The organism is Micromonospora sp. DT63, assembly GCF_049841615.1.
Lineage (GTDB): Bacteria > Actinomycetota > Actinomycetes > Mycobacteriales > Micromonosporaceae > Micromonospora.
The window spans coordinates 147931-169869 of sequence record NZ_JBNCKQ010000003.1 but is presented as its reverse complement, the minus strand read 5'-3'; the positions used below and the strand labels follow the sequence as shown (position 1 = coordinate 169869).

General features: G+C 69.7%; 18 protein-coding genes. 11 read left to right on the top strand and 7 right to left on the bottom strand.

What is annotated here, in order from left to right; all coding sequences use genetic code 11:
- Window positions 1-286 precede the first annotated feature (286 nt).
- Window positions 287-2044 carry a murein biosynthesis integral membrane protein MurJ gene (gene murJ / locus ACLQ27_RS13090; RefSeq protein WP_357573716.1) on the bottom strand — a complete coding sequence of 586 codons (1758 nt, stop codon included), beginning with the start codon at window positions 2042-2044 and terminating at the stop codon, window positions 287-289.
- 126 nt (window positions 2045-2170) lie between these two features.
- Here murJ and ACLQ27_RS13085 point away from each other — a divergent pair, with 126 nt between their 5' ends.
- On the top strand, window positions 2171-3628 hold the full coding sequence (locus ACLQ27_RS13085; protein ID WP_234588678.1) for a CCA tRNA nucleotidyltransferase: 1458 nt from the start codon (window positions 2171-2173) through the stop codon (window positions 3626-3628).
- A 208-nt stretch (window positions 3629-3836) separates the two neighbouring features.
- On the top strand, window positions 3837-5885 hold the full coding sequence (locus ACLQ27_RS13080) for a S8 family serine peptidase (RefSeq protein ID WP_357491733.1): 2049 nt from the start codon (window positions 3837-3839) through the stop codon (window positions 5883-5885).
- Window positions 5886-6028: 143 nt separating this feature from the next.
- Here the strand turns inward: ACLQ27_RS13080 and ACLQ27_RS13075 are convergent, their stop codons facing one another.
- Together ACLQ27_RS13075 and ACLQ27_RS13070 are read right to left on the bottom strand one after the other, a co-directional pair.
- A complete protein-coding gene (locus ACLQ27_RS13075) occupies window positions 6029-7576 on the bottom strand; it encodes a flotillin family protein (protein ID WP_234588674.1) in 1548 nt (515 codons plus the stop codon).
- 28 nt (window positions 7577-7604) lie between these two features.
- Entirely contained in the window at window positions 7605-8126 is a 522-nt protein-coding gene (locus ACLQ27_RS13070) for a hypothetical protein (RefSeq protein ID WP_357492091.1), read from the bottom strand.
- An 86-nt stretch (window positions 8127-8212) separates the two neighbouring features.
- On the opposite strand from ACLQ27_RS13070, the gene ACLQ27_RS13065 reads away from it, so the two are divergent.
- Complete coding sequence (locus ACLQ27_RS13065) at window positions 8213-8635, top strand: hypothetical protein (protein WP_357491736.1); 423 nt, start codon at window positions 8213-8215, stop codon at window positions 8633-8635.
- 40 nt (window positions 8636-8675) lie between these two features.
- Window positions 8676-9155 carry a methylated-DNA--[protein]-cysteine S-methyltransferase gene (locus tag ACLQ27_RS13060; RefSeq protein ID WP_357573717.1) on the top strand — a complete coding sequence of 160 codons (480 nt, stop codon included), beginning with the start codon at window positions 8676-8678 and terminating at the stop codon, window positions 9153-9155.
- Window positions 9156-9321: 166 nt separating this feature from the next.
- Here the strand turns inward: ACLQ27_RS13060 and ACLQ27_RS13055 are convergent, their stop codons facing one another.
- Window positions 9322-10401, bottom strand: coding sequence for an inositol-3-phosphate synthase (locus ACLQ27_RS13055; protein ID WP_234588668.1), 1080 nt, complete (start codon window positions 10399-10401; stop codon window positions 9322-9324).
- Window positions 10402-10424: 23 nt separating this feature from the next.
- Window positions 10425-11063: a PadR family transcriptional regulator gene (locus ACLQ27_RS13050; protein WP_074315526.1), complete on the bottom strand. Its 639-nt coding sequence runs from the start codon at window positions 11061-11063 to the stop codon at window positions 10425-10427.
- A 175-nt stretch (window positions 11064-11238) separates the two neighbouring features.
- On the opposite strand from ACLQ27_RS13050, the gene ACLQ27_RS13045 reads away from it, so the two are divergent.
- The 3 genes from ACLQ27_RS13045 (at window position 11239) to ACLQ27_RS13035 (ending at window position 16522) form a co-directional block, all read left to right on the top strand.
- A complete protein-coding gene (locus tag ACLQ27_RS13045; RefSeq protein WP_357491741.1) occupies window positions 11239-11694 on the top strand; it encodes a DUF5318 domain-containing protein in 456 nt (151 codons plus the stop codon).
- A gap of 197 nt (window positions 11695-11891) precedes the next feature.
- Complete coding sequence (locus ACLQ27_RS13040; protein ID WP_425866955.1) at window positions 11892-14786, top strand: transglycosylase domain-containing protein; 2895 nt, start codon at window positions 11892-11894, stop codon at window positions 14784-14786.
- 227 nt (window positions 14787-15013) lie between these two features.
- Window positions 15014-16522 carry a glycosyltransferase family 87 protein gene (locus tag ACLQ27_RS13035; RefSeq protein ID WP_425866953.1) on the top strand — a complete coding sequence of 503 codons (1509 nt, stop codon included), beginning with the start codon at window positions 15014-15016 and terminating at the stop codon, window positions 16520-16522.
- Between the two features lie 7 nt (window positions 16523-16529).
- On the opposite strand, the gene ACLQ27_RS13030 is transcribed toward ACLQ27_RS13035, so the two are convergent.
- Together ACLQ27_RS13030 and ACLQ27_RS13025 are read right to left on the bottom strand one after the other, a co-directional pair.
- Window positions 16530-18821: a hypothetical protein gene (locus ACLQ27_RS13030; protein WP_425866951.1), complete on the bottom strand. Its 2292-nt coding sequence runs from the start codon at window positions 18819-18821 to the stop codon at window positions 16530-16532.
- Window positions 18818-19609 (bottom strand): deoxyribonuclease IV, encoded by a 792-nt coding sequence (locus tag ACLQ27_RS13025; protein WP_425866949.1) that lies wholly within the window; start codon window positions 19607-19609, stop codon window positions 18818-18820. Before ACLQ27_RS13025 ends, ACLQ27_RS13030 begins: the two co-directional genes overlap by 4 nt.
- Window positions 19610-20249: 640 nt before the next feature.
- Between ACLQ27_RS13025 and rpsF the strand changes: the two genes are divergently transcribed.
- From rpsF to rplI, 4 genes are all read left to right on the top strand, one after another.
- Window positions 20250-20540: a 30S ribosomal protein S6 gene (rpsF, locus tag ACLQ27_RS13020; protein WP_007453836.1), complete on the top strand. Its 291-nt coding sequence runs from the start codon at window positions 20250-20252 to the stop codon at window positions 20538-20540.
- Between the two features lie 90 nt (window positions 20541-20630).
- Complete coding sequence (locus ACLQ27_RS13015; RefSeq protein ID WP_234582687.1) at window positions 20631-21164, top strand: single-stranded DNA-binding protein; 534 nt, start codon at window positions 20631-20633, stop codon at window positions 21162-21164.
- Window positions 21165-21205: 41 nt separating this feature from the next.
- Complete coding sequence (gene rpsR, locus ACLQ27_RS13010; protein WP_007073789.1) at window positions 21206-21445, top strand: 30S ribosomal protein S18; 240 nt, start codon at window positions 21206-21208, stop codon at window positions 21443-21445.
- A 14-nt stretch (window positions 21446-21459) separates the two neighbouring features.
- Window positions 21460-21906, top strand: a complete 447-nt coding sequence (gene rplI, locus ACLQ27_RS13005; RefSeq protein WP_007453817.1) for a 50S ribosomal protein L9 — start codon at window positions 21460-21462, stop codon at window positions 21904-21906.
- Window positions 21907-21939 lie beyond the last annotated feature (33 nt).

The following is a 21939-nucleotide window of genomic DNA, read 5'->3' as shown; positions in this document are numbered from 1 at the left end:
CGTCCGGTTACGACCGTTGTCAGCCACGTTGCTGGCACATGTACTAGCCAATCTACGGCTTCACCGCAAGTGACCGACGTTGGGGCTGGACCTGGCGTGGTGCCCTCCGCCAACCGCCTGTTCCCGCCGATCGGGCGACCACGCTCAGCCGTACGGCTGGTTATCCACAGGCCGATCCGGTTGCTGACCGGCGAATCGCGGAGTTATCCACAGGTGCGTCCCCAGCCTGGTGATCCGCTGTCACGTTCCGTGTGGCTGTGACTCTCGGTTGCCCGTCTTCTTGCGCTCAGCGACCGAGGCGGCGGCGGACCATGCCGACGACCTCGGTGATCTCCCCGATCCGCAGCACCGTGGCGAGACCGAGGTACGTCCCGCCGATCACCGCGCCACCGATGACGAGTTGGACCACGGCCTGCATCCAGCTCGGCGTGTCGCCCCCGGGCAGCAGGCTCACCACCAGCAGGCCGACCAGGGCGGAGCCCAACGCGGCCACGACGACCCGGCCGAGGGTACGCAGGATGGCGCCCATCCCGATCCGGCCGACCCGGGGCCGCAGCAGCCAGGCGGAGGCGAACGCCGCCGCCAGGTAGGACACGGCGTTACCGATCATCATCCCGGCCGCCGCGAAGTGTGCGGCGAAGGCGACGTAGAGCACCACCTGCACCCCGATGCGCAGCGCCACCACCGGAATGTTGATCAGCGCCGGGGTGCGGGTGTCCGGCAGGGCGTAGAAGGCGAAGGTGAAGAGCTGACTGATCGCGAACGGCACCAGCGCCAGCGCCGCGAGCAGCAGCACCAGTGAGGTGTCGGCGGCGTTCTCGTCGGTGAACGCGCCGTAGCGGAACAGCGTCACGGCCAGCGGGGTGGCCAGCACCGCGTAGCAGACCGCGATCGGGGCGAGCACCGCCGAGACGGTTCGGGTGCCGCGGGACAGGTCGGCGGCGACGTCGGCGTACCGGCCGTCGGCCGCCGCCGCGCTCATCCGGGGCATCAGCGCCGTGATGATCGAGACGGCGATGATGCCGTGCGCCATCATCAGCAGCAGGAACACGTTGTTGTAGATCAGTGGGCCGGCGGCGTTCTCCTTACCGGCCCGGTTCAGCAGGTTGAACAGCACGATCAGGCCGACCTGGCTGACCGCGACGTAGCAGAACATCCAGCCGCCGAGGCGGCCCAGCTCACGCAGCCCGAGGGTGCGGAAGTCGAACCGGAGCTTCCAGCGGAAACCGACCTTGCGCAGGGCTGGCAGCAGCCCGGCGGCCTGGATGGCGACACCGAGCAGGGTGCCGCCGCCGATCAGCAGGATCCGGCCGGTGGTCATCTCGTCCGGCTTGACGATCGTCGCGCCGAAGATCGCGATGTAGAGGCCCGCCGTGGCGATCACCACGATGTTGTTCAGGATCGGCGCCCACATCGGGGCGGCGAAGTGCCCCCGGGTGTTGAGTACCGCGCTGATCAGCGCGCTGAGGCCGGTGAAGAAGATCATCGGCAACATCAGGTAGGACAGCGCCGTGACCAGATCCCGGAAGTCGGCTCCGGTCTTCTTACTGGCGTAGAGCGAGGTCAGCACGGAGGCGAAGGCCACCGCCACCAGCGCCGCCGCGGCCAGGGCCAGCACCGCGAGAGTCAGCAACCGCTGGGCGTACGCCTGGCCGCCGTCGCTGTCGACCTTGCGCCGGCGCACCAGAACCGGGATCAGGACACTGGTGAGGATGCCGCCGAGCAGGAACTCGTACACCATCCCGGGCAGGATCTGCGCGGTCGTGTACGCGTCACCGACCAGCGCGCCGCCCAGCGCGGCGGTCAACGCGAGCGTGCGCAGGAAGCCCGTACCCCGGCTGACCAGGCTGCCGACCGCCATCACCGCGCTGTTGGCCGCCGCGCTCGCCTCGCCCACCTGCTCCTGCGGCGGGGCGGTCGACTCCATGGCCGGCTGGTTCAGTGGTTCGGCCGAAATGAACGTGGCGCCGTCGGAGGGGCGGACGTTGGCTCCCGCACCGCCGTCCCGCGCGGCGTTCGCGCTGCGGTAGAGCCCGCCGCTCATCTCCAGCCTCCCAGGGGTACGTCGAGCCGGGCGCCGACCCGCACGTCACAGACCATAGTCAACCCCTGCCCGTTACCCGCGCCCGGCGGATCGGATCACACCCAGGCCCGATAAGCTGGCGATCCCATGTCCGAAGCCTCCGCTCCTCACGCCGCCGACCGCCGCGAACTCACCGCCGCGCAGCGCAACGCCGTCGCCGAACTACTCCGGGTCTCGCCGGTCGCCGACGAGTTGGGCCGCCGCTTCGTTCGCGCTGGTCACGAGCTGCACCTGGTGGGCGGTTCGGTCCGCGACGCCCTGCTCGGCCGGCTCGGCGACGACCTGGATTTCTGCACCGACGCCCACCCCGACGAGACGTTGCGGATCATCAAGGGCTGGGCCGAGTCGATCTGGGAGACCGGCCGGGAGTTCGGCACCATCGGCGCTCAGCGCGACGGCCTCCGGCTGGAGATCACCACCTTCCGGGCCGAGTCGTACGACCAGGTCAGCCGCAACCCGGTGGTGGTGTACGGCACCAGCCTCGACGAGGACCTGAAGCGGCGTGACTTCACCATCAACGCGATGGCCGTCAGCCTGCCGGAGCACCGCTTCACCGACCCGCACGGCGGGCTGGACGACCTCTCGGCCAAGGTCATCCGTACGCCGAGCACCCCGCGTGAGTCGTTCGGTGACGACCCGCTGCGGATGCTGCGCGCGGCCCGGTTCGCCGCCCAACTGCGCTTCGCCGTCCACCCGGACGTGCACGCGGCGATGACCGGGATGGCCGCCGACCTGGACCGGATCACCGCCGAGCGGGTGCGGGACGAGTTCACCAAGCTGCTCTGCGGCGCCGACCCGATCACCGGGCTGCGGCTGCTTGTCGACACCGGGCTGGCCGAGCGGTTCCTGCCGGAACTGACGGGCCTGAAGCTGGAGATCGACGAGCACGCCCAGCACAAGGACGTGTACGAGCACACGCTGACGGTCGTCGAGAACGCGGTCTCCTTCGAGGAGGAGGGCTGCGACTTCATCCTGCGGATGGCCGCCCTCATGCACGACGTGGGCAAGCCGGCCACCAAGGCCGTCGGGTCCGACGGTCGGGTCAGCTTCCACCACCACGAGGTGGTGGGCGCGCGGCTGACCAAGGCCCGGATGAAGGCCCTGCGCTACCCCAAGGAGATCACCGCGAAGGTGACCGCGCTTGTTGCGCTGCACCTGCGTTTCTACGGGTACGGGCGGGGCGAGTGGACCGACTCGGCGGTGCGCCGCTACGTCGCCGACGCCGGCGACCTGCTGCCCCGGCTGCACAAGCTGACCCGCTCGGACTGCACCACCCGCAACCGTCGTAAGGCCGCGCAGCTCGCCGCCGACTACGACGCGTTGGAGGACCGGATCGCCCGGATCGCCGCCGAGGAGGACCTGGCCCGGGTGCGTCCCGACCTGGACGGCAACGCGATCATGGAGCTGCTCGGCGTACCGCCGGGGCCGGTCGTGGGGCGGGCCTGGAAGCACCTCAAGGAACAGCGTCTGGAGCACGGCCCGCTGGACCGCGACGCCGCCGAGGCGGAGCTGCTGCGCTGGGCCAACGAACAGGGTATTCGGTAGTCCGGTAAGGACTCCGGAGACGGCGGGCCGGGTGAATATCCAATGTTGTCCACCGAACGGATGAAGCCTCAGCATTGGCGCTCATAGACGATGGTGCAACATTCACCAGCGCCTGTCAGGCGCCGCAGGATTGCGGGCCTCATCGATGATCCATCGTGGGTGGGCGCTGGTCTGCTTACGGGGAGTACATGTGATTTTCAGCCGTGGCGTGACATACCGAACGGCGGCGGTGGGCCTGGTGCTCGCCTCAGTGACAACTTTGACGTCCGTCCTCACCACCGTGCCGGCGATGGCCGAGCCGGGTGGGGCGCAGCTTCCCTCCGCTCCGCGTACCCCGGCCGATTCGCCGAATGACCAGGCGGACGCGGTCGTGCCCGGTCGCTACATCGTCGTGTTGAAGGACACCAAGGCAACCCCTGCGCAGACCCGCGCGGCGGCGACCGCACTGTCGCGAAACAACGGCGGGGCGGTCCGGCAGGTCTTCACCCGCACTCTGCGGGGCTACTCCGCCCAGCTGAGCGCGACGCAGGCGAAGCGGTTGGCGGCAGACGAGGACGTGGCGTCGGTCCAGCCGGTGCGGCGTTACCGGGCGAGTGGTACGCAGACCAACCCGCCGTCGTGGGGTCTGGACCGGATCGACCAGGTCACGCCGGCACTGAACAAGACGTACAGCTACCCTTCCGCGTCGGCGAGCGGCGTCACCGCGTACGTGATCGACACGGGCATCAAGATCGACCACCAGGATTTCGGGACCCGGGCCTCGTACGGCTACGACGCCGTCGACGACGACACGGTCGCCGAGGACTGCGAGGGTCACGGCACACACGTCGCCGGCACCCTCGGCGGCAGCACCTACGGCGTCGCCAAGGATGTCAAATTGGTGGCGGTACGGGTGCTCGACTGTTCGGGCAAGGGTGACACCGAGACGATCCTGGCCGGGATCGACTGGGTGACGGCCAACGCCGTCAAGCCAGCCGTCGCCAACATGAGTCTCGGGACCGTCTTCGGCCGTGACCCGGCCATGGAGCAGGCGGTGGCCACCTCCATCGCCTCCGGGATCACCTACGCGGTCGCCGCCGGCAACAGCTACGACGACGCCTGCAACTACTCACCGAGCGCGTTGCCGACGGCGATCACGGTGGGCGCGACGGACCGGATCGACATGCGCGCGACCTTCTCGAACTGGGGTTCGTGCCTTGACACGTTCGCCCCGGGCGTGGGCATCACCTCGGCGGGTATCGCCAGCCCTACCGCATCCCTGGTCGGCGACGGCACCTCCATGGCGTCGCCACATGTGGCCGGCGCTGCGGCACTGCGGCTGGCCGTCAGCCCCACCTCGACCCCGGCCCAGGTACGGGACTACATCGTGACCAGCGGTATCTCGGGGGCCGTGCTCGGCACGACGGGTTCCCTGGACCGGCTGCTCTACGTCGGACCGGCGGTGACGACCCGCAGCGACGTCGGCCTGCGGGCCCGGACCAACGACAGCCTGGTGACCGCGGAGTCCGCTGGCACCAAGCCGCTTGTCGCGCGCGGCGCCGTCCTCGGGGCGTGGGAGAAGTTCGACCTCGTCGCTGCCGGCAGTGGGCTTGTCGCCCTGAAGGCGAAGGTCAACGGCAAGTTCGTCACCGCGGAGTCCGCAGGCACCAAGCCGCTGATCGCCCGTGGCACGGCCATCGGGGCCTGGGAGAAGTTCCAGCTGCTCAACAACACCGACGGCAGCGTCAGCCTCAAGGCGCAGGTCAACGGCAAGTTCGTTACCGCGGAGTCCGCAGGCACCAAGCCGCTGATCGCCCGTGGCACGACCATCGGTGCCTGGGAGAAGTTCGACCTGGAGTCGCCGAACCCGGTGATCAGCCTCAAGGCGTCAGCGAACGGCAAGTTCGTCACCGCGGAGAATGGCGGGACCAAGCCGCTCATCGCCCGCGCCACCGCACCGGGTGCATGGGAGAAGTACGAGCTGGTCGACCTCGGATACCAGTACTACGCGCTGCGGGCGCTGGTCAACAACAAGTACGTGGCCGCCGGGGCCAACCCGTTGCTCGCAAGTGGCACGGCGATCACCGACTCGACCGTCTTCTACGTCATCGACCACAACGCCGACGGAACGGTCCATTTCGGTGCGTACGTCAATGACAAGGCCGTGACGGCCGAGAGCGGCGGTGGCAAGCCGCTCATCGCGAACCGGAACATCGACTGGTCCAGCCCCACCTACGGGCTCGGGCCCTGGGAGAAGTTCACCATCGGGCTCGCCTGACCAACAGCCCTCTCTACCGACGCCGGTCGGTCCGCTGGGTCCAGCGGACCGACCGGCGTTTGGCTGGCCCAGCCGTGGCCTGCCTGACGCCGCCGAACCGTTCGGCTCGGCGGCGTCACTGCTTACCGGACGATGGAGTCCGATCAGCGGGTGCTCGGGACGACCGCGTTACCCGCCGTCGGCGTTCCGCCCCGCGTCGCCGAATCGGCGGCGCGAGCGGCGTCGTCGTCGGCACGGGCGCCGAGTCGGCCCAGCAGACCGGCCAGGTCGATCCCGGTCAGGTCGCTGCCGAGCTGAAGTCCCTGGGCGACGTTGCCGGCCACCGACTTCGTCAGCGACGACGCGCCGTCGGTGGAGATGACTGTCATCTTGTCGATCGCCCCGATCGGAGCGCTCGCCGCCTCGACGACCTGCGGCAGCACCTTGACCAGGAGGTCCAGCACCGCGGCCTCGCCGTACGCAGCGAAAGCCTCGGCCTTGCGGGCCATCGCGTCGGCCTCGGCCTGGCCTCGCGCCTGGATGGCCGCGGCCTCGGCCGTACCCTCCCGCTCGACCGCCTCCGCGATCGCGGAGCGCCGCCGCTGCTCGGCCTCACCCTCCTTGGCGCCCTCGATCGCGTTCGCCTCGGCGAGCGCGGCCCGCCGGGCGCGCTCGCCCTCACCGGTGAGCCGTGCCTGCTCGGCGGAGGCCTGCGCGGCGGCGATGACGGCCTGGCGCTGCGCGTCGGCGCTCAGCACCGCCGCGTTGCGGGCCGCCTCGGCCTCCTGCTCCACCTTGTACCGGGCGGCGTCGGCCGGCTTGCGCACCTCGGTGTCCAGCTGACGCTGCTTGAGTTCGGCGTTGCGCTCCGCGACCTTCTGCTGCTCGGAGAGGATCGCCTGGTCCCGCTCGGCCTGGGCGAGCGGCCCGGCTGCGGCCGACTTGGCCTTCGCCGCATCGATCTCCGCCTGGATGCCTGCCTGCTTGAGGGCCAGGTTCCGGTTCGCCTCCGCGATGGCCTCCTCGGCGAGCAGCCGCTCCTGCTCGGCCTGCTGGCGGGCCCGCGCCTCGGCGATCGCCGCGTCCTTGAGCACCCGGGCCGCCTCGGGTCGCCCCAGGTCCTGGAGGTACGAACCCTCGGCGAGGATGTCCTGCAGCTGGAAGGTGTCCAGCACGAGACCCTGGTTGGTCATCGAGTGCTCGGCCTCCTCGGCCACCGCGCTGGCGAACGCCGCTCGGTCCCGGATGACCTCCTCGACGGTGAGCCGGCCGACGATCGAGCGCAGCGCGCCGGCCAGCACCTCCCGGGTGAAGTTGTCGATCTCGTCCTGCTGGTGCAGGAACCGCTGCGCGGCTGCCCGGATCGCGTCCTCGGTCCCGCCGACCTTGACGATCGCCACCCCGTGCAGGTCGGCGCGGATGCCCTGCTTGCTGACCGCGCCCCGGATGCCGACGTCGATCCGCCGGCTGGACAGGTCGAGCGACTGGAGCTTCTGCACCACCGGCAGCACGAAGACCGAGGCGCCCAGCACCACCTTCTGCCCGGAATTGTCGGTCGACCGGGCACCGTCGGCGGTCTGCGTGGTACGGCCCTTGCGGCCGGTGACGATGAACGCCTCGTTCGGTCCGGCCACCTTGATCCGGGAGAGAACGAAGAACACCAGGACGAGCGCGAGGAGAACCGCACCACCGATGGCGATGAGTAGGGCCATATGAGGAGTCCCGTCTATGAGGGGGAGGTCAGTAGGTTTCTACGTGCACGCTGGTCTCGCTGAGCGCCTGCACGACGAAGACCTGGGCACCGATCGGGATCGGCTGGTCCGCGCGGGCGCTGAGCTTGACCGGTTGGCCGGCGAGGCGAATGCGGACCTCGCCGTACCCGTTGGCTGGCACCGGAGTGACGACCAGGCCGAGCGCGCCGACCAGGTCGTCACGGGTGGGGGTGGGGTCGGTGCGCATGTTGCGCGCCGCCCGACTGAGCCGCGACGCCAGCCACGCCGTGGGCACGGCCGCGAGCAGGCCGCCGGCCGCCGCACCCGCGATCAGCGCGGGGGTACGCGCGCCGAGCAGCTCGTTGACGATCGCCCCGCCGAACCCGAAAGCGCCGGCGAACCCGGCGACCGTCTCGGTGGAGATCGGCCCGTCCACGTCGGCGTGCCCGAAGTGCAGCAGTTCGCTGCCGAGCAGGGCGAGTGCCAGCACGCCGACACCCGCCCCACCGATGATCAGAAAGATGAGCGTCCCCGTGGCCACGACCCGCACGGTATCGACGTGGTGCAAGGTTCAACGGTCGCGCTCGACGCGGAGATGAATCTTTCCCGAGCTGATCGAAAACAGGGCAGCGCCGGATGGCTCGGGCGCGTTATCTTCTCCGCCGCCGGCAGATCGTCCCGGTCAACGCGCATCGAGAGGACCTGCCCGTGGCCGACCCGACCCTCCCGAACATCGTGGTCGTCTTCTACATCGTCAGCCTGGCGTTGACCGCAGTCGCGCTGCTGGGCGTCGCGGTCACCTCGTTCGCCACCACATCCCGGGTCGATCGGGTACTGGCCGGCATCGGTGGTGCTCTCGCCGGCTACTACGCCTACTACCTGCTCAGCTCGAACGACGAAACTGTCGTGCTTTTCTACGGGGCTGTGCTGCTCCCCATCTACGCCGGCCGCAAGCTCTATCTGGGTTTCCGCGACCGCGACCGGGCACAGGCAGAACGGGCCGCGGCGAAAGAAGCCGTCCGGGCCGCCGAGGAATGGCGTTCGACCCGACGCTGGTAGCCGGAGGGGTAGCGACGTACGGGTCGGGGAGAATGGGTGGATGCGCTGGACCGTGCTCGACTCACCGATCGGCGAGTTCTCCGTGGCCACCGACGGCACGAACGTCTGTGGCGCGGCCTTCGGGCGGGTCGGGGCGGCGGCCGACGAGCCCGGCGACGCGTTGTCCCGGCAGGTGATGACCGAAATGCGGGGGTACTTCGCGGGTGAGCTCACCGCTTTCACCGCCCCGGTGTCGATGCCGCGCGGCTCCGAGTTCGAGCGGGCGGTGTGGCGGGAGATGACGCGCATCCCGTACGGCGAGACGCTGACGTACGGCGAGGTGGCGCGGCTGGTCGGCGATCCCGGTGCGGCGCGGGCGGTGGGGGTGGCCTGCAACCGCAACCCGATCCCGGTGATCGTGCCCTGTCATCGGATCGTCGGCGCGGGCGGCAAGCTGGTCGGCTTCGGCGGGGGCCTGCCGCGCAAGGTCACGCTGTTGGAGCTGGAGGCGAGCGTCGCGCTGCGCCACGCCTGGTCCTGACGGCGTCGCTCGCAGGTCCATCGGCTGATCGTTGGCTGCTGAGCAGTTCGACACGCCGAGCACCGTGCTGCCGAGCCGCCACCGATCGCAGCACTGCGGTGCCAGACGCGGCGAGGGGCCGGGTCCGACAGGACCCGGCCCCTCGGCCGTGCTGGTGCTCAGCGGGTCAGCGCTCGACCTCGCCGGCGATGAACTCCTCGACGGCCTGGTGGGCGTCGTGGTCGGCGTACTGCACCGGCGGGGACTTCATGAAGTACGACGAGGCCGACAGGATCGGGCCGCCGATCTTCCGGTCCAGAGCGATCTTCGCGGCGCGCACGGCGTCGATGATGACGCCTGCCGAGTTCGGCGAGTCCCACACCTCGAGCTTGAGCTCGGCGTTGAGCGGGGTGTCACCGAACGAGCGGCCCTCGAGGCGGATGTACGCCCACTTGCGGTCGTCCAGCCACGGCACGTGGTCCGACGGGCCGATGTGCACGTCGCTCTTGCTCATCTCGTGCGGGATCTGCGAGGTGACCGACTGGGTCTTCGAGATCTTCTTCGAGACGAGCCGCTTGCGCTCCAGCATGTTCATGAAGTCCATGTTGCCGCCGAAGTTGAGCTGGTACGTGCGCAGCAGCTCGACGCCGCGGTCCTCGAAGAGCTTCGCGAGGGCGCGGTGCACGATGGTGGCGCCGACCTGGCTCTTGATGTCGTCACCGACGATCGGCAGGCCCGCGTCGGTGAACTTCTGGGCCCACTCCGGGTCGGAGGCGATGAAGACCGGCAGGGCGTTGACGAACGCGCAGCCGGCGTCGATCGCGGCCTGGGCGTAGAACTTGGCGGCCTGCTCGGAGCCGACCGGGAGGTAGCAGACGACGACGTCGACCTGCGCGTCGCGCAGCGCCTGCGCCACGTCGACCGGGGTGGCGTCCGACTCCTCGACGATCTCGCGGTAGTACTGGCCCAGACCGTCGAAGGTCGGGCCGCGCTGCACGGTGACGCCGGTCGGCGGCACGTCGCAGAGCTTGATGGTGTTGTTCTCGCTGGCGACGATCGCCTCCGCGAGGTCCATGCCCACCTTCTTGGCGTCCACGTCGAATGCCGCGACGAACTCCACGGCGTTGACGTGGTAGTCGCCGAAGGCGACGTGCATGAGACCCGGGACGCGGTCGTTCGGGTTGGCGTTCCGGTAGTACTCGACGCCCTGAACCAGGGACGAGGCGCAGTTACCCACACCGACGATGGCGACGCGGACGGAGCCCATAGCGTCTGCCTCCTTCTTTTCTGTCACGGCCGCTCTTTCCTGGTCTCTCCAGGCGGAGGCGGGCTGTTGTCTTCTCGTCGGCCGCCGGCTGTCCCGATGTTCGGGACCGTCGGGGCTCGGCCGGAGCGCTCGTTGGCGATGAGCTCCTCCAGCCAGCGGACCTCGCGCTCACAGGCATCAAGACCGTGGCGCTGCAGTTCCAGCGTGTAAGCGTCGAGGCGCTCGGCCGCCCGGCCCAGCACGTCACGAAGCCCTTCGCGACGCTCCTCGATCTTGCGGCGGCGACCCTCCAGAATGCGGAGTCGGGTCGCCTGGTCGGTCCGGGCGAAGAACGCGAAGTGCACCCCGAAGCCCGTGTCGTCGTACGTCTCGGGCCCGGCCTGTGCGATCAGCTGGGCGAAGCGTTCCTTGCCTTCCGCGGTGATTTTGTAGACCACCCGACCTCGTCGGCTGGTCAGCGCGGGAACCTCCTCGGCGGTGGCGGGCGTCTCAGCAGCTTCGGTGATCCATCCCGCCGCCTGGAGCCTGCGTAGCGTGGGATAGAGCGAGCCGTAGCTGATCGCCGCCCGGATCGCGCCGAGTTTGGCGGTCAGCTCCTTGCGCAGCTCATAGCCGTGCATCGGAGACTCCTGCAGGAGGCCGAGGATGGCGAATTCGAGCACTGGCCACCCTCTCTTTACCCTCCGGCGCGGAGCGGTAACCGCCGCGATGTATCGGACCGATACATCGCACGTTAGCGGGTCGCGTGGGCCAGGGCAAACCCCCGTTCCGGGGTCCTTCCGTCACGGATCGTGACCGTGGTCGCCTCGTCGAGCCGGACCGCGTACCCTTCTCCGCATGCGTACGCAGCGCCAGGTCGTCGACTACTCGCTTCAGAAGCGAGCAGTGCTGCGTGAGCTCCTGGCCGGCCGGGTCGGCACGTACGACGTGTGTGACGCGTCGCCGTACCTGAAGAACGCTGCCCGGTTCCACGGTGAACCAACCGACCGTCGATGCCCCATCTGTCGCAGCGAGAATCTGACTCTCGTCCACTACATTTACGGGGACGAACTCAAGCAGTCCGCCGGACAGGCTCGGACACTGGCCGAGCTGCCCGTGCTGGCGATGACGCTACGTGAGTTCCAGGTCTTCGTGGTGGAGGTGTGCCTCGGCTGTGACTGGAACCATCTCGTCGAGCAGTACCTGCTCGGCCGGGACGGTCTCACGGGTGACGGCGACGGTGCTGGCGGCAGCGAGCAGGACGCGGCGGGCGCCGGGAACGTGGGTCGGCGGAGGCGAGAGGCGCAACGGTGATCTCAGTTGGTTCGACCGGCTCCGGGGCCGTGCACATCGCCCGGGACGGTCGACCACTCGTTGGTCCGATTGGCCCCATTGATACGGCAATGACCTTGGCGAGCCGGCACCCCCGTGCCGGCGTCCCGGGTGAAACAACTCACGGCAACCCGGTGGCGGCGCAGTCGCGCCCCACCGCGACCGGCAGGGTGTGAGGAATGAACTCGTACGGCGATCCCAGTTCTGCGCGCGGGCGGGCCCAGTACCCGGGCCCGAACGGCGACCCCGGACCGGGCGCGGACGACGCGTACCGCCGGCCCGGAGGTGACTCCCGGGCAGGCGGCTGGTCCGCCTCGGAGCCTGCGGCGCCCCCCGGTCGTGCCTCTGTGACACCGCCGGCCGCCGGTGGTCGCGCGTCGGTGGGTGGTTCGGCGTCCGTGCCGCCACGTGGCGGTGCCGCGGCCGGATCCGCGTCGGTGGGTTCGGCCACGCCGGGCGGTGGCGGCCGAGCCTCGGTGCCCGTGTCGCCGGCGCCGGGTGCGGCTGCCGGACGTGCCGGCGCGGGCCGCGCCTCCGTGCCGGTTTCCCCGGCGCCGGGCGCACCCGCCGGCCGGGCGCGGGTCGGCACCGCCGCCGTCGGCGCCGCCTCGGCGGGCCGGGCCAGCGTCGGTTCCGCATCGGTGGGTGGCCGCGCCGCTGTCGCTCGGGCGAGCGTCTCGCCGGTATCCGGTGGACCGGGCGGCCCCGGTGGTCCTGGTGGGCCGAACGGGCCGGGCCGAGGTGGGCGAGGCGGCCGTGGTGCGGGCGACCCCGCCGCAGCGGCCAAGGCCAAGAAGCGCAAGCGGATGAACCTGCTGATCGCCGGGTTCGCCGTCTTCATCATGCTCGCCGGTGTCGGCGTGGTCGGGTTCACCTACTACTCGACGAACGTGGTCATGCCAGACGAGATCACTCCGCCGCAGGCGACCACCCTCTACGCGTTCGACAACAAGACGATCATCGCCAAGGTCGGCACCCAGAACCGCACGCTGGTCACGATCGAGCAGATCCCGGAGTACGTCCAGCACGCGGTCGCGGCCGCCGAGGACCGCAACTTCTACCGGCACTCCGGTGTGGACTACAAGGGCATCGTCCGGGCCGCATGGAACAACGTCTCCGGCGGTGACAAGCAGGGCGCCTCGACGATCACGCAGCAGTACGCCCGCAACGCGATCGAGAACCTCAAGGACGACACCTACGGCCGGAAGGTCAAGGAGGCGATCTTCGCCTCCAAGCTCAACGACGAGTACACCAAGCCGCAGATCATGCAGCACTACCTGAACGTCATCTACTTCGGCCGCGGCGCCTACGGCATCGAGGCGGCGGCGCAGACCTACTTCGGCAAGTCGGTGTCGAAGCTGACTCCGGCCGAGGGCGCGGTGCTCGCCGCTCTGATCAAGCAACCGGAGCCCAGTGCGACGCACCAGGGCTACGACCCGGCGATCAACCCGACGGACGCCCAGGATCGCTGGAACTACGTGATCGACGGCATGGTCAAGGAGGGCTGGCTGAGCGCGGCCGAGCGGCCCACCGAATATCCGTTGAAGAGCATCAAGAGCCCGAAGAAGGGCGGCGTCGGGCTCGACTACGGCGTCGACACGCCGTACGGCAACGTCATCAACTACGTCCGGGACGAGATGCGGGACAAGGGCATCTGCGTCGACAAGGACGAGCAGGTGACGGAGGCCAAGCCACTGTGCACGCAGGCGTTGATGGCCGGTGGTTACCGGATTCGCACCACCATCGACACCAAGATGCAGGCGGCGGCGGTCGAGACGGCCCAGCGCAAGACCAAGGGCTCCGAACTGAGCGATCAGCCGTCCAACCTCATGGCCGCGGTGGTCTCGGTTGATCCGGCGAATGGGCGGGTGGTCGCCTACTACGGCGGCGACAACGGCACCGGCACCGACTACGCCGGCAAGAACACCGACTCCAACGGGGCGATCAGCGGCGGCCACTCACCCGGCTCGAGCTTCAAGATCTATACCCTCGCGGCCGCCCTCAAGGCCGGAAAGGCGCTCGAGTCCCGGTGGAAGGGCAAGGCGTTCACCCCGGAGGGCACCAAGTTCAAGGTCAGCAACGCTGGTACGGATGACCCGACCTGCCACAACTCCTGCACGCTCAGGGTGTCGACGCTCAAGTCGCTGAACGTGCCGTTCTACTACGTCACCCAGGAGATCGGCGCCGACAAGGTCGTCGACATGGCCAAGCAGGCCGGCATCACCACCATGTGGCGTACGGACACCAACCCGGCCAAGGCGTACGACCTGACCAAGACGGACGCGAAGGACATCACGCCGGAGCCGTTCTTCAACGTGGTCGGCTACGGCCAGTACCCGATCACGGTGCTGGACCACGCCAACGGCGTCGCCACCTTCGCCAACGGTGGCGTCTACAACAAGGCGCACTTCCTCTACTCGGTGGAGAAGCAGAACCCGAACACCGGCAAGTGGGACAAGGTGTCCAGCGAGAAGCTCGATTCGAAGCGGCGGATCGACAAGGACGTGGTAGCCGACGTCACGTCGGTGTTGAAGGACTACCCGGCTGCGGTCAACCACCGGCTCGATGACGGCCGCAAGGCTGCCTCCAAGACCGGTACCTGGGAACTCAAGGGCGACAGCTCCGACAACGGCGACGCCTGGATGATCGGCTACACGCCGCAGCTGGCCACTGCGGTCTGGGTCGGCAACGTGAAGGACCGCAAGCCACTCATCCTCAAGGACAAGCGCAAGGTCAGTGGTGGAAACCTCCCGGGTGACATCTGGGAGCGGTACATGAACGAGGCGCTGAAGGGCAAGGACAAGCTCGACTTCCCGGCCGCGGCGAACATCGGCGACGCGGAGTCCGGCAACGGTGAGGCAGCACCTCCGCCGACGCCGCCCCCGGGGCAGCCGGGTGGGCCGGGTCAACCGGGCGGGCCGGGCGGAACGCCCTGTGACCCGCTGACCAACCCGTTCTGCCCGCGTACCGACGGCAACACCGGCGGCAACGGCCCCGGCGGTCCGGGCGGTCCCGGGAATGGCGGAAACGGTGGGGGGCTGCTGCCCGGGCTGACACCCACCACGCGGGACTGACCCGCACCACGCACGACGCCGCCGCCGGCTGGACGAACCCGTCCGGTCGGCGGCGGCGTTTTCCGTACGCGAGCTGCCCGCGACGGCACGTCCGAAGGTCACCCAGATCCGGTCCGTCAGGTGCGGCGTCCGGACGCTCACAGCTTCCGACGTCGATGGGTCAAGTCGAACCAGACTGTGACGTGCGTGTTCCACGCACCCCCCGTCGTACGGCAGGATGCCTTTTTATGAGCACCCAGTCGACGCCCGGCATCGACGACGCCGGCACCACCGACCACCCGTCCCGCTCCGACGGGTTCGTCCGCGGCCTCTCCGGCGCCATCGGTGGGCCGCTCGGCGACCACGCGACGGCACTGGACCGGCCAGCCGGCCACGAGCGTCGGTTCTGGACCGTCGTCCGGATCGTCCTGGCGCTGGCCTGCCTCACGCTCGCGTTGCACTGGGTGCAGAAATCCCCGTGCCAGGACGGCGCCTGGCAGAAGAACGTCCAGTACACGCGGTTCTGCTACACCGACGTCCTCGCCCTCTACTACGCCGAGGGTCTCAACGAGGGCAAGGTGCCCTACCGGGACCACCCGGTGGAATACCCGGTGCTGACCGGCTACTTCATGGGGGCGCTGGGCCTTCCGGTGCACGCGATCGGCGACGGCGACCCGAGCATCAACCAGGGCCAGTGGTTCTACAACCTCAACGCGCTGGTGCTCGGTGCGCTCGCCATTGCCACCGTGGCGGTGATCCTGGCATTGCGGCGCCGACGACCCTGGGACGCCGCGTTGTTCGCACTCGCCCCGGCCCTGGTGCTCACCGCCACCGTCAACTGGGACCTGCTCGCCGTCGGGTTGGCGGCGTTCGGTCTGCTGGCCTGGGCCCGACGACGACCAGCGGTGGCCGGCGTCCTGCTCGGCCTGGCCGGCGCGGCGAAACTCTGGCCGCTGTTCCTGCTGGGGCCGATCCTCGTCCTGGCGTTGCGAGCCAACCGGCTCCGCGCCGCGCTCACCGCGCTCGGTACGGCTGCGGTGGCCGTGGTGCTCGTGAACCTGCCCGCCTTCCGGGCCAACCCCGACAACTGGGGCCGGTTCTTCGAGCTGAACACCACCCGGCCGATCGACTGGGGCACGCTCTGGTACATCGGGCGCTACCTCGACGGCAAGGTCGGCAACGACCCCGGCCAGCAGGGCCCGTTCGAATGGTTGAACGCCAACATCCCCGCCCTCAACACCATCTCGTACGCCCTCTTCGGGCTGGCCTGCCTCGGCGTGGCCGTGCTGGCGCTGCGGGCGCCGCGCCGGCCCCGGCTCGCCCAACTCGCCTTCCTGGTGGTCGCCGCGTTCCTCATCTTCAGCAAGGTCTGGTCCCAGCAGTTCGTGCTCTGGATGCTGCCGTTGGTGGTGCTGGCCCGCCCGAAGTGGGGGGCCTTCCTGGCCTGGCAACTCGCCGAGGTCTGCTACTTCGTCGCCTTCTACGGTGAGCTGCTCGGCGCGGCGACCAGCCGCCCGGTCTTCCCGGAGGGCGTGTTCGTGCTGGCCTCGACGCTGCGGCTGGCGACAGTGGTGACCCTGTGCGTGCTGGTCATCCGGGAGATCATGCACCCCGAGCAGGACGCCGTACGGGCCACCTATGCCGACGACCCCGACGGCGGCGTGCTCGACGGCGCACCGGACGCACCCTGGCTGGACCGCTGGCGCCGCCGAGCAACGCCCACCGAACCCGAACCGGAGCCGGCCATCACCACGTGAGAGAGCGTCAGAGTCGATAGACGACGGCGTCGCCGACGTCCTGACGCGTGATGTCGAGCGACTCGACAGGTGCGTCGATGGTGATCTCCCACGGGGTGCCGGGCACCTGGCTGCGGAGCAGCACCACCGTGCGCACGCCGAACGTCCGCAGGTAGTCGACGCTCTTCTGGTCGGGGAACGACTGGCTGATCCGCCGGACGTCGTCGAGCTGCCGAGGCGTGAAACCGCTGCCGCCGTTCACCACGTCCGGAAACCCATCGGTCGACCAGAGCATCACGTGCTGGTCGATGCTCTGGTTGCTGGGCAGCACCAGCATCGGTCCCTCAGCCGAGCGCATCGCCGCCGGCTCGGTCGGCACCACCGGATGCGGGGTGGCGTTCAGGCCCTCGAGTGTGACCAGCAGCAGCGGCAGCAGGGTGGCCATCCGCAGCCACGGCCCCGGCCAGGACGGGATCCGCTGCGCGGCCAGCTCACGGACCCGGTCGGTGAGAGCGGTCACCGCGCCCGCCGCGAGCAACGCGAGCAGCAACGTGGTCCACAGCATCAACCGGCCCGGGGTACGCAGCGCGTTCCAGCCCGGTGCGTGCTCGAAGAGCGGCACGTAGGTGAACGTGCCGTCGAAGAAGCGGGTGCCCATCGCGAAGGCCATCGTCACCAGCACCCCGACGAGCAACAGCAACCGGTGCCGTAGCCGCCAGACCGAGAAGAACAGCCCACCGGCGGCCAGCGCGTAGAGCACGAAGCCCGGCAGCAGCGTCATCTCGGGATGCCACGGCAGCGCCGCACGGGCGCCCTCGTGCAACCCACCCCAGATCCGTGATTCGGCAGGTGCGGTCACGAAGCCGGACGCCGGCGGCGAGAAGATGCTGATGTCGCGGATCGTCCGCTCGGCGTACGGGTGCAGTTCGGTCACCATGAAGTACGGGGACGCCATCAGCACGCCCACCCCGGCGAAGAACAACCCACCCACCATGTCGGCCACGAGGAGTCGGCGGCCGAACGGCAGCGCCCGACCGGACCTCAGCCGGCGAACTCCGAACAGCACCGCGACGACGAGCACCGCGGCGGCCAGGAAGTACGCGAACGGCAGGCCGATGCCGAAGCCGAGGCTGACCTGCCAGGCCGCCACCAGCCAGCCGGCGTACACCCAGCCGTCATGCCGCCGCTCCGGCCGGTAGCCGTGCCGCAGCGACCAGCCGTGCCCCCGCGCGAGCATCGCGAGCGCCAGCGGAATGCCACCGTTGGAGAGCACGTGCAGGTGCCCGGCCTGGGCCAGCAGCCACGGCGCGTAGGTGTAGGCGACCCCGGCGACGGCGGCGCCGATTCGACCGGCGCCGAGCTGCCGGGCCAGCGCGTACGCGCCGAGCGTGGCGAGCGCATGCGCCAGCACGAACATGATGTTGTAGCGCAGCACCGCGTCCTGGGGACCACTGCCGAGCATCCCGGCCGGGGCGTAGCCGAGCAGCGTGTCGGAGAACGCGAAGCTCCACAGCTCCGGGAAGAACGTGTTGGACTGCCACAGTCGCGCCGGGTCGGCCAGCAGGATGTGCCCGGACCAGGCCATCTGCCAGGCTTGCAGGCTCGGATCCCAGGTGTCCTGCGGCAGGGTGTAGCGCGGGTAGCGCAGCGTCGGCCAGGTCATCAGCACGGCCAGCGTCAGCGAGGCGAGGGTCGCCAGGGTCCACTCGTGGACCAGGAACCGGCCGACGGCGCGGGCGGCTCGGCTGAGTCGGCTGGGCCGCGGCTCCGGCGCCGAGGCGAACGCCTCCCAGCGTTCGGCCTCGACCGGCTTCGCGTCACCGTCGGCCTTGCGCGGAGCGTCGGCGTCGTCCGCCTTCGTACCCTCGGCTTCGTCGACATCCTTGGCCGCTGCGTCCTTGACCGCGACGTCCTTGGCTGCGACGTCCTTGGCCGCGGTGTCCTTGGCCGCTGCGTCCTTGACCGCTGCGTCCTTGGCCGTGGTGTCCTTGGCCGTGGTGTCCTTGGCCGCGCCGTTCTTCGCGCGGCGGCCCTTCGCGGCGGACCTCCTGCCGCCGACCTTGACGATGCCGTCCTTCGTGGCGTCGCGTTCTGCCCGGCCGTTCGGGGCGGCGTCGCCCTCGGCCCCGGCAGTGGCGACAGGCGTGTCATCGGCGCGGGGCGGGCTGGCCGCGTCGGTGCCGGCGGTCGCGTCGGTCCGGGACGTGGCGCTGGCGGGAGACGGCGGGGCGGGCGGGGCCCCGACGTGCGTCGGCGCCGATGGGCTCGGCGCGTCGTCGGTCGGAGTGGGCCGGGGGTTCCCGGGCTGTCCGGTGGTCATGCGGCCGGGCGCTCCGTCCCGAGCTGCTGGCGAAGGAAGTCGATGTCGGCCGCCTGACCGGAGACGCCGCCCGGGGTCTCGACGACCACCGGCGCACCGGCGGCCCGGATCACGGCCACCACCAGCTCCGGGTCGATCGTCCCGCCGCCCAGGTTGTCGTGCCGGTCCTGGCCGGAGTTGAACGCGCCCTTGGAGTTGTTGGCGTGCACCAGATCGATCCGGCCGGTGATCGCCTTCACCCGGTCGACCAGACCGAGCAACTCCTCACCACCGGCGTACGCGTGGCACGTGTCGAGGCAGAAGCCGACCTCGTGGTCGCCGATGGCGTCCCAGAGCCGGGCCAGCGCGTCCAGCCGGCGGGCACAGGCGTTGTCGCCGCCGGCGGTGTTCTCGATGAGGACCGGGACGCCGAAGCCGCCGGAGTCGGCCGCGTACGCGAAGGTCTTGCGCCAGTTGTCGAAGCCGACCGCCAGGTCGTCCCCGGCGTTGACGTGCCCGCCGTGGACGATCAGGCCCTTGGCACCGATCTCGGCCGCCGCGGTCGCGTGCCCGAGCAGCAGCTTGCGGCTGGGGATCCGGATGCGGTTGTTGAGGGTCGCCACGTTGATGACGTAGGGGGCGTGCACGTAGAGGTCGACCTCGGCCGCGCGCAGCTGCTCGGCGTCCTCCCGCGGCTTGGGTGCCTTCCATCCCTGCGGGTCGGAGAGGAAGAACTGCACGGTGTCGGCGGACCGGGCGGCCGCCTCCGCCAGCGGGTCGGTCGAATCGACGTGGGCTCCGATACGCATGGCAGCGAGCCTACGTCGCGACCCCGACGGCTGCGGCGACGGCCGGTGCGGTGTCGTCGCTCGTCGCGTCACCCCGGCCGGTCGACGATCGTTGATGGGTTGGAACCCGGCGAGCAGGGCCCGGGGCTGCGCGTGGCGGTTCGCCGCGCATGGCAGTCGGCGCTCGTCGGCCCGGGAGCGAGGTCATCCCCGCGGCGCGGCCCGGCGTCGCGGGGGCGACCCCTCGACGTACCAGATCTCCGCCGACGCAGAATCTCGGAAAATTCTGCCTTTTGCCCCGACAAGGGACAAGAGCCGTTGTATCGTCAGATAACAACACGATAAAGCTCCGCGGGGCGTCTTCGGTCCAACCTCATCGGTGTGGTCGTTCCTCCCCAGGTCCCACCCAAGGAATGCGGACGGGACGCTCCGCGGCCTCGTTGACGGGGGCTCGCCACCGACCAGTGACGGTCGGGTGGCGGGCCCCCGTCGGCATGTCCGGGGCACTGACCCGACCACCCCGGGCATGATCGTCCAGACCGGGTATCCTGGTCAGGTTGTCCGCGTCCGGCCGGGTTCCCCCGGCACGTGCGGGCAGCGACGCACGACCTCCTGCCACGGAAGGACCGTGGCCGCTTAGCCCACAGGAGGTGAGCACGTCTTGCGTCATTACGAGATCATGGTGATCCTCGACCCCAGCCTCGAGGAACGCACCGTCGCCCCGTCGCTCGACACGTACCTGAACGTGATTCGGACCGCGGGTGGCTCGGTTGAGAAGACGGACGTGTGGGGCCGTAGGCGCCTCGCGTTCGAGATCAACAAAAAGGCCGAGGGCATCTACGCCGTCGTCGACCTGCAGGCCACGCCTGCTGCCGTGGCCGAGCTGGACCGTCAGCTCCGGCTGAACGAGTCCGTGCTGCGCACCAAGGTCATCCGGCCGGAGATGCGCTAAGCATTCAGTCCGGCATTCAACCCGGTTCGCCCGGATCAGCCTCCGCGACTCTGTCGTACGGCTCTGCGAGCCTGTACGACGAGACGCTGAGTGCGCGAGGAGATGGTCATGGCAGGAGACACCACCATCACGGTCATCGGCAACCTGACCGATGACCCCGAGTTGCGGTTCACCCCGTCCGGTGCGGCGGTCGCCAAGTTCCGGGTCGCTTCGACGCCCCGTTTCATGGACAAGACCACCAATGAGTGGAAGGACGGCGAGCCGCTCTTCCTGGCTTGCACCGTGTGGCGTCAGGCGGCGGAGCACGTCGCCGAGTCGCTGCAGCGGGGCGCCCGCGTGATCGTCTCGGGTCGGCTGCGTCAGCGGTCGTACGAGACCCGCGAGGGCGAGAAGCGCACCGTCATCGAGCTTGAGGTCGACGAGATCGGCCCGTCGCTGCGCTACGCCACGGCGAAGGTGCAGAAGATGTCCCGCTCCGGTGGCGGTGGCGGCGGCTTCGGTGGTGGCGGCGGTGGTGGCCAGGGTGGCGGCGGAGGCAACTTCGACGACCCCTGGGCTTCGGCCGCACCTTCTCCCGCGCGTGCCGGTTCGGGCGGCAACTTCGACGAGGAGCCTCCGTTCTAATGGCGCCGAGCGCCCGCGATCGCAAACCAGGAGCAAGGTCAATGGCCAAGGCTGCGGCACTTCGCAAGCCGAAGAAGAAGGTGAACCCGCTCGACAAGGACGGGATCACCTATATCGATTACAAGGACACGGCGCTGCTGCGCAAGTTCATCTCCGACCGCGGCAAGATCCGCGCTCGGCGGGTCACCGGCGTGACCTCGCAGCAGCAGCGGCAGATCGCCCGCGCGGTCAAGAACGCCCGCGAGATGGCGCTCCTGCCGTACACCGCAACGGCCCGCTGAGAGGAGGCACCGATATGAAGATCATCCTGACTCAGGAAGTGTCCGGCCTCGGTGCCCCGGGCGACATCGTCGAGGTCAAGGACGGCTTCGGCCGTAACTACCTGCTGCCGCAGGGCTTCGCGATCGCCTGGACCAAGGGCGCGGAAAAGCAGGTCACGGTCATCAAGCGGGCCCGTTCGGCCCGCGAGATCCGCGACCTCGACCACGCGAACGAGGTCAAGGGCCAGCTTGAGGGTCTCAAGGTCAACCTGAAGGCCCGCGCCGGCGACGGCGGTCGGCTCTTCGGCTCGGTCACCTCGGCCGAGATCGTCGACGCCGTCAAGGGCGCCGGCGGCCCGGTCCTCGACCGTCGCCGGCTGGAGGTGCCCGGTCACATCAAGTCGACCGGCACCTACCCGGTGAAGATCAAGCTGCACCCCGAGGTCACCGCGTCGTTCAACCTGAACGTCGTTCAGGGCTGACGACCAGCTGCACCACGACGAGGGCCCGCACCG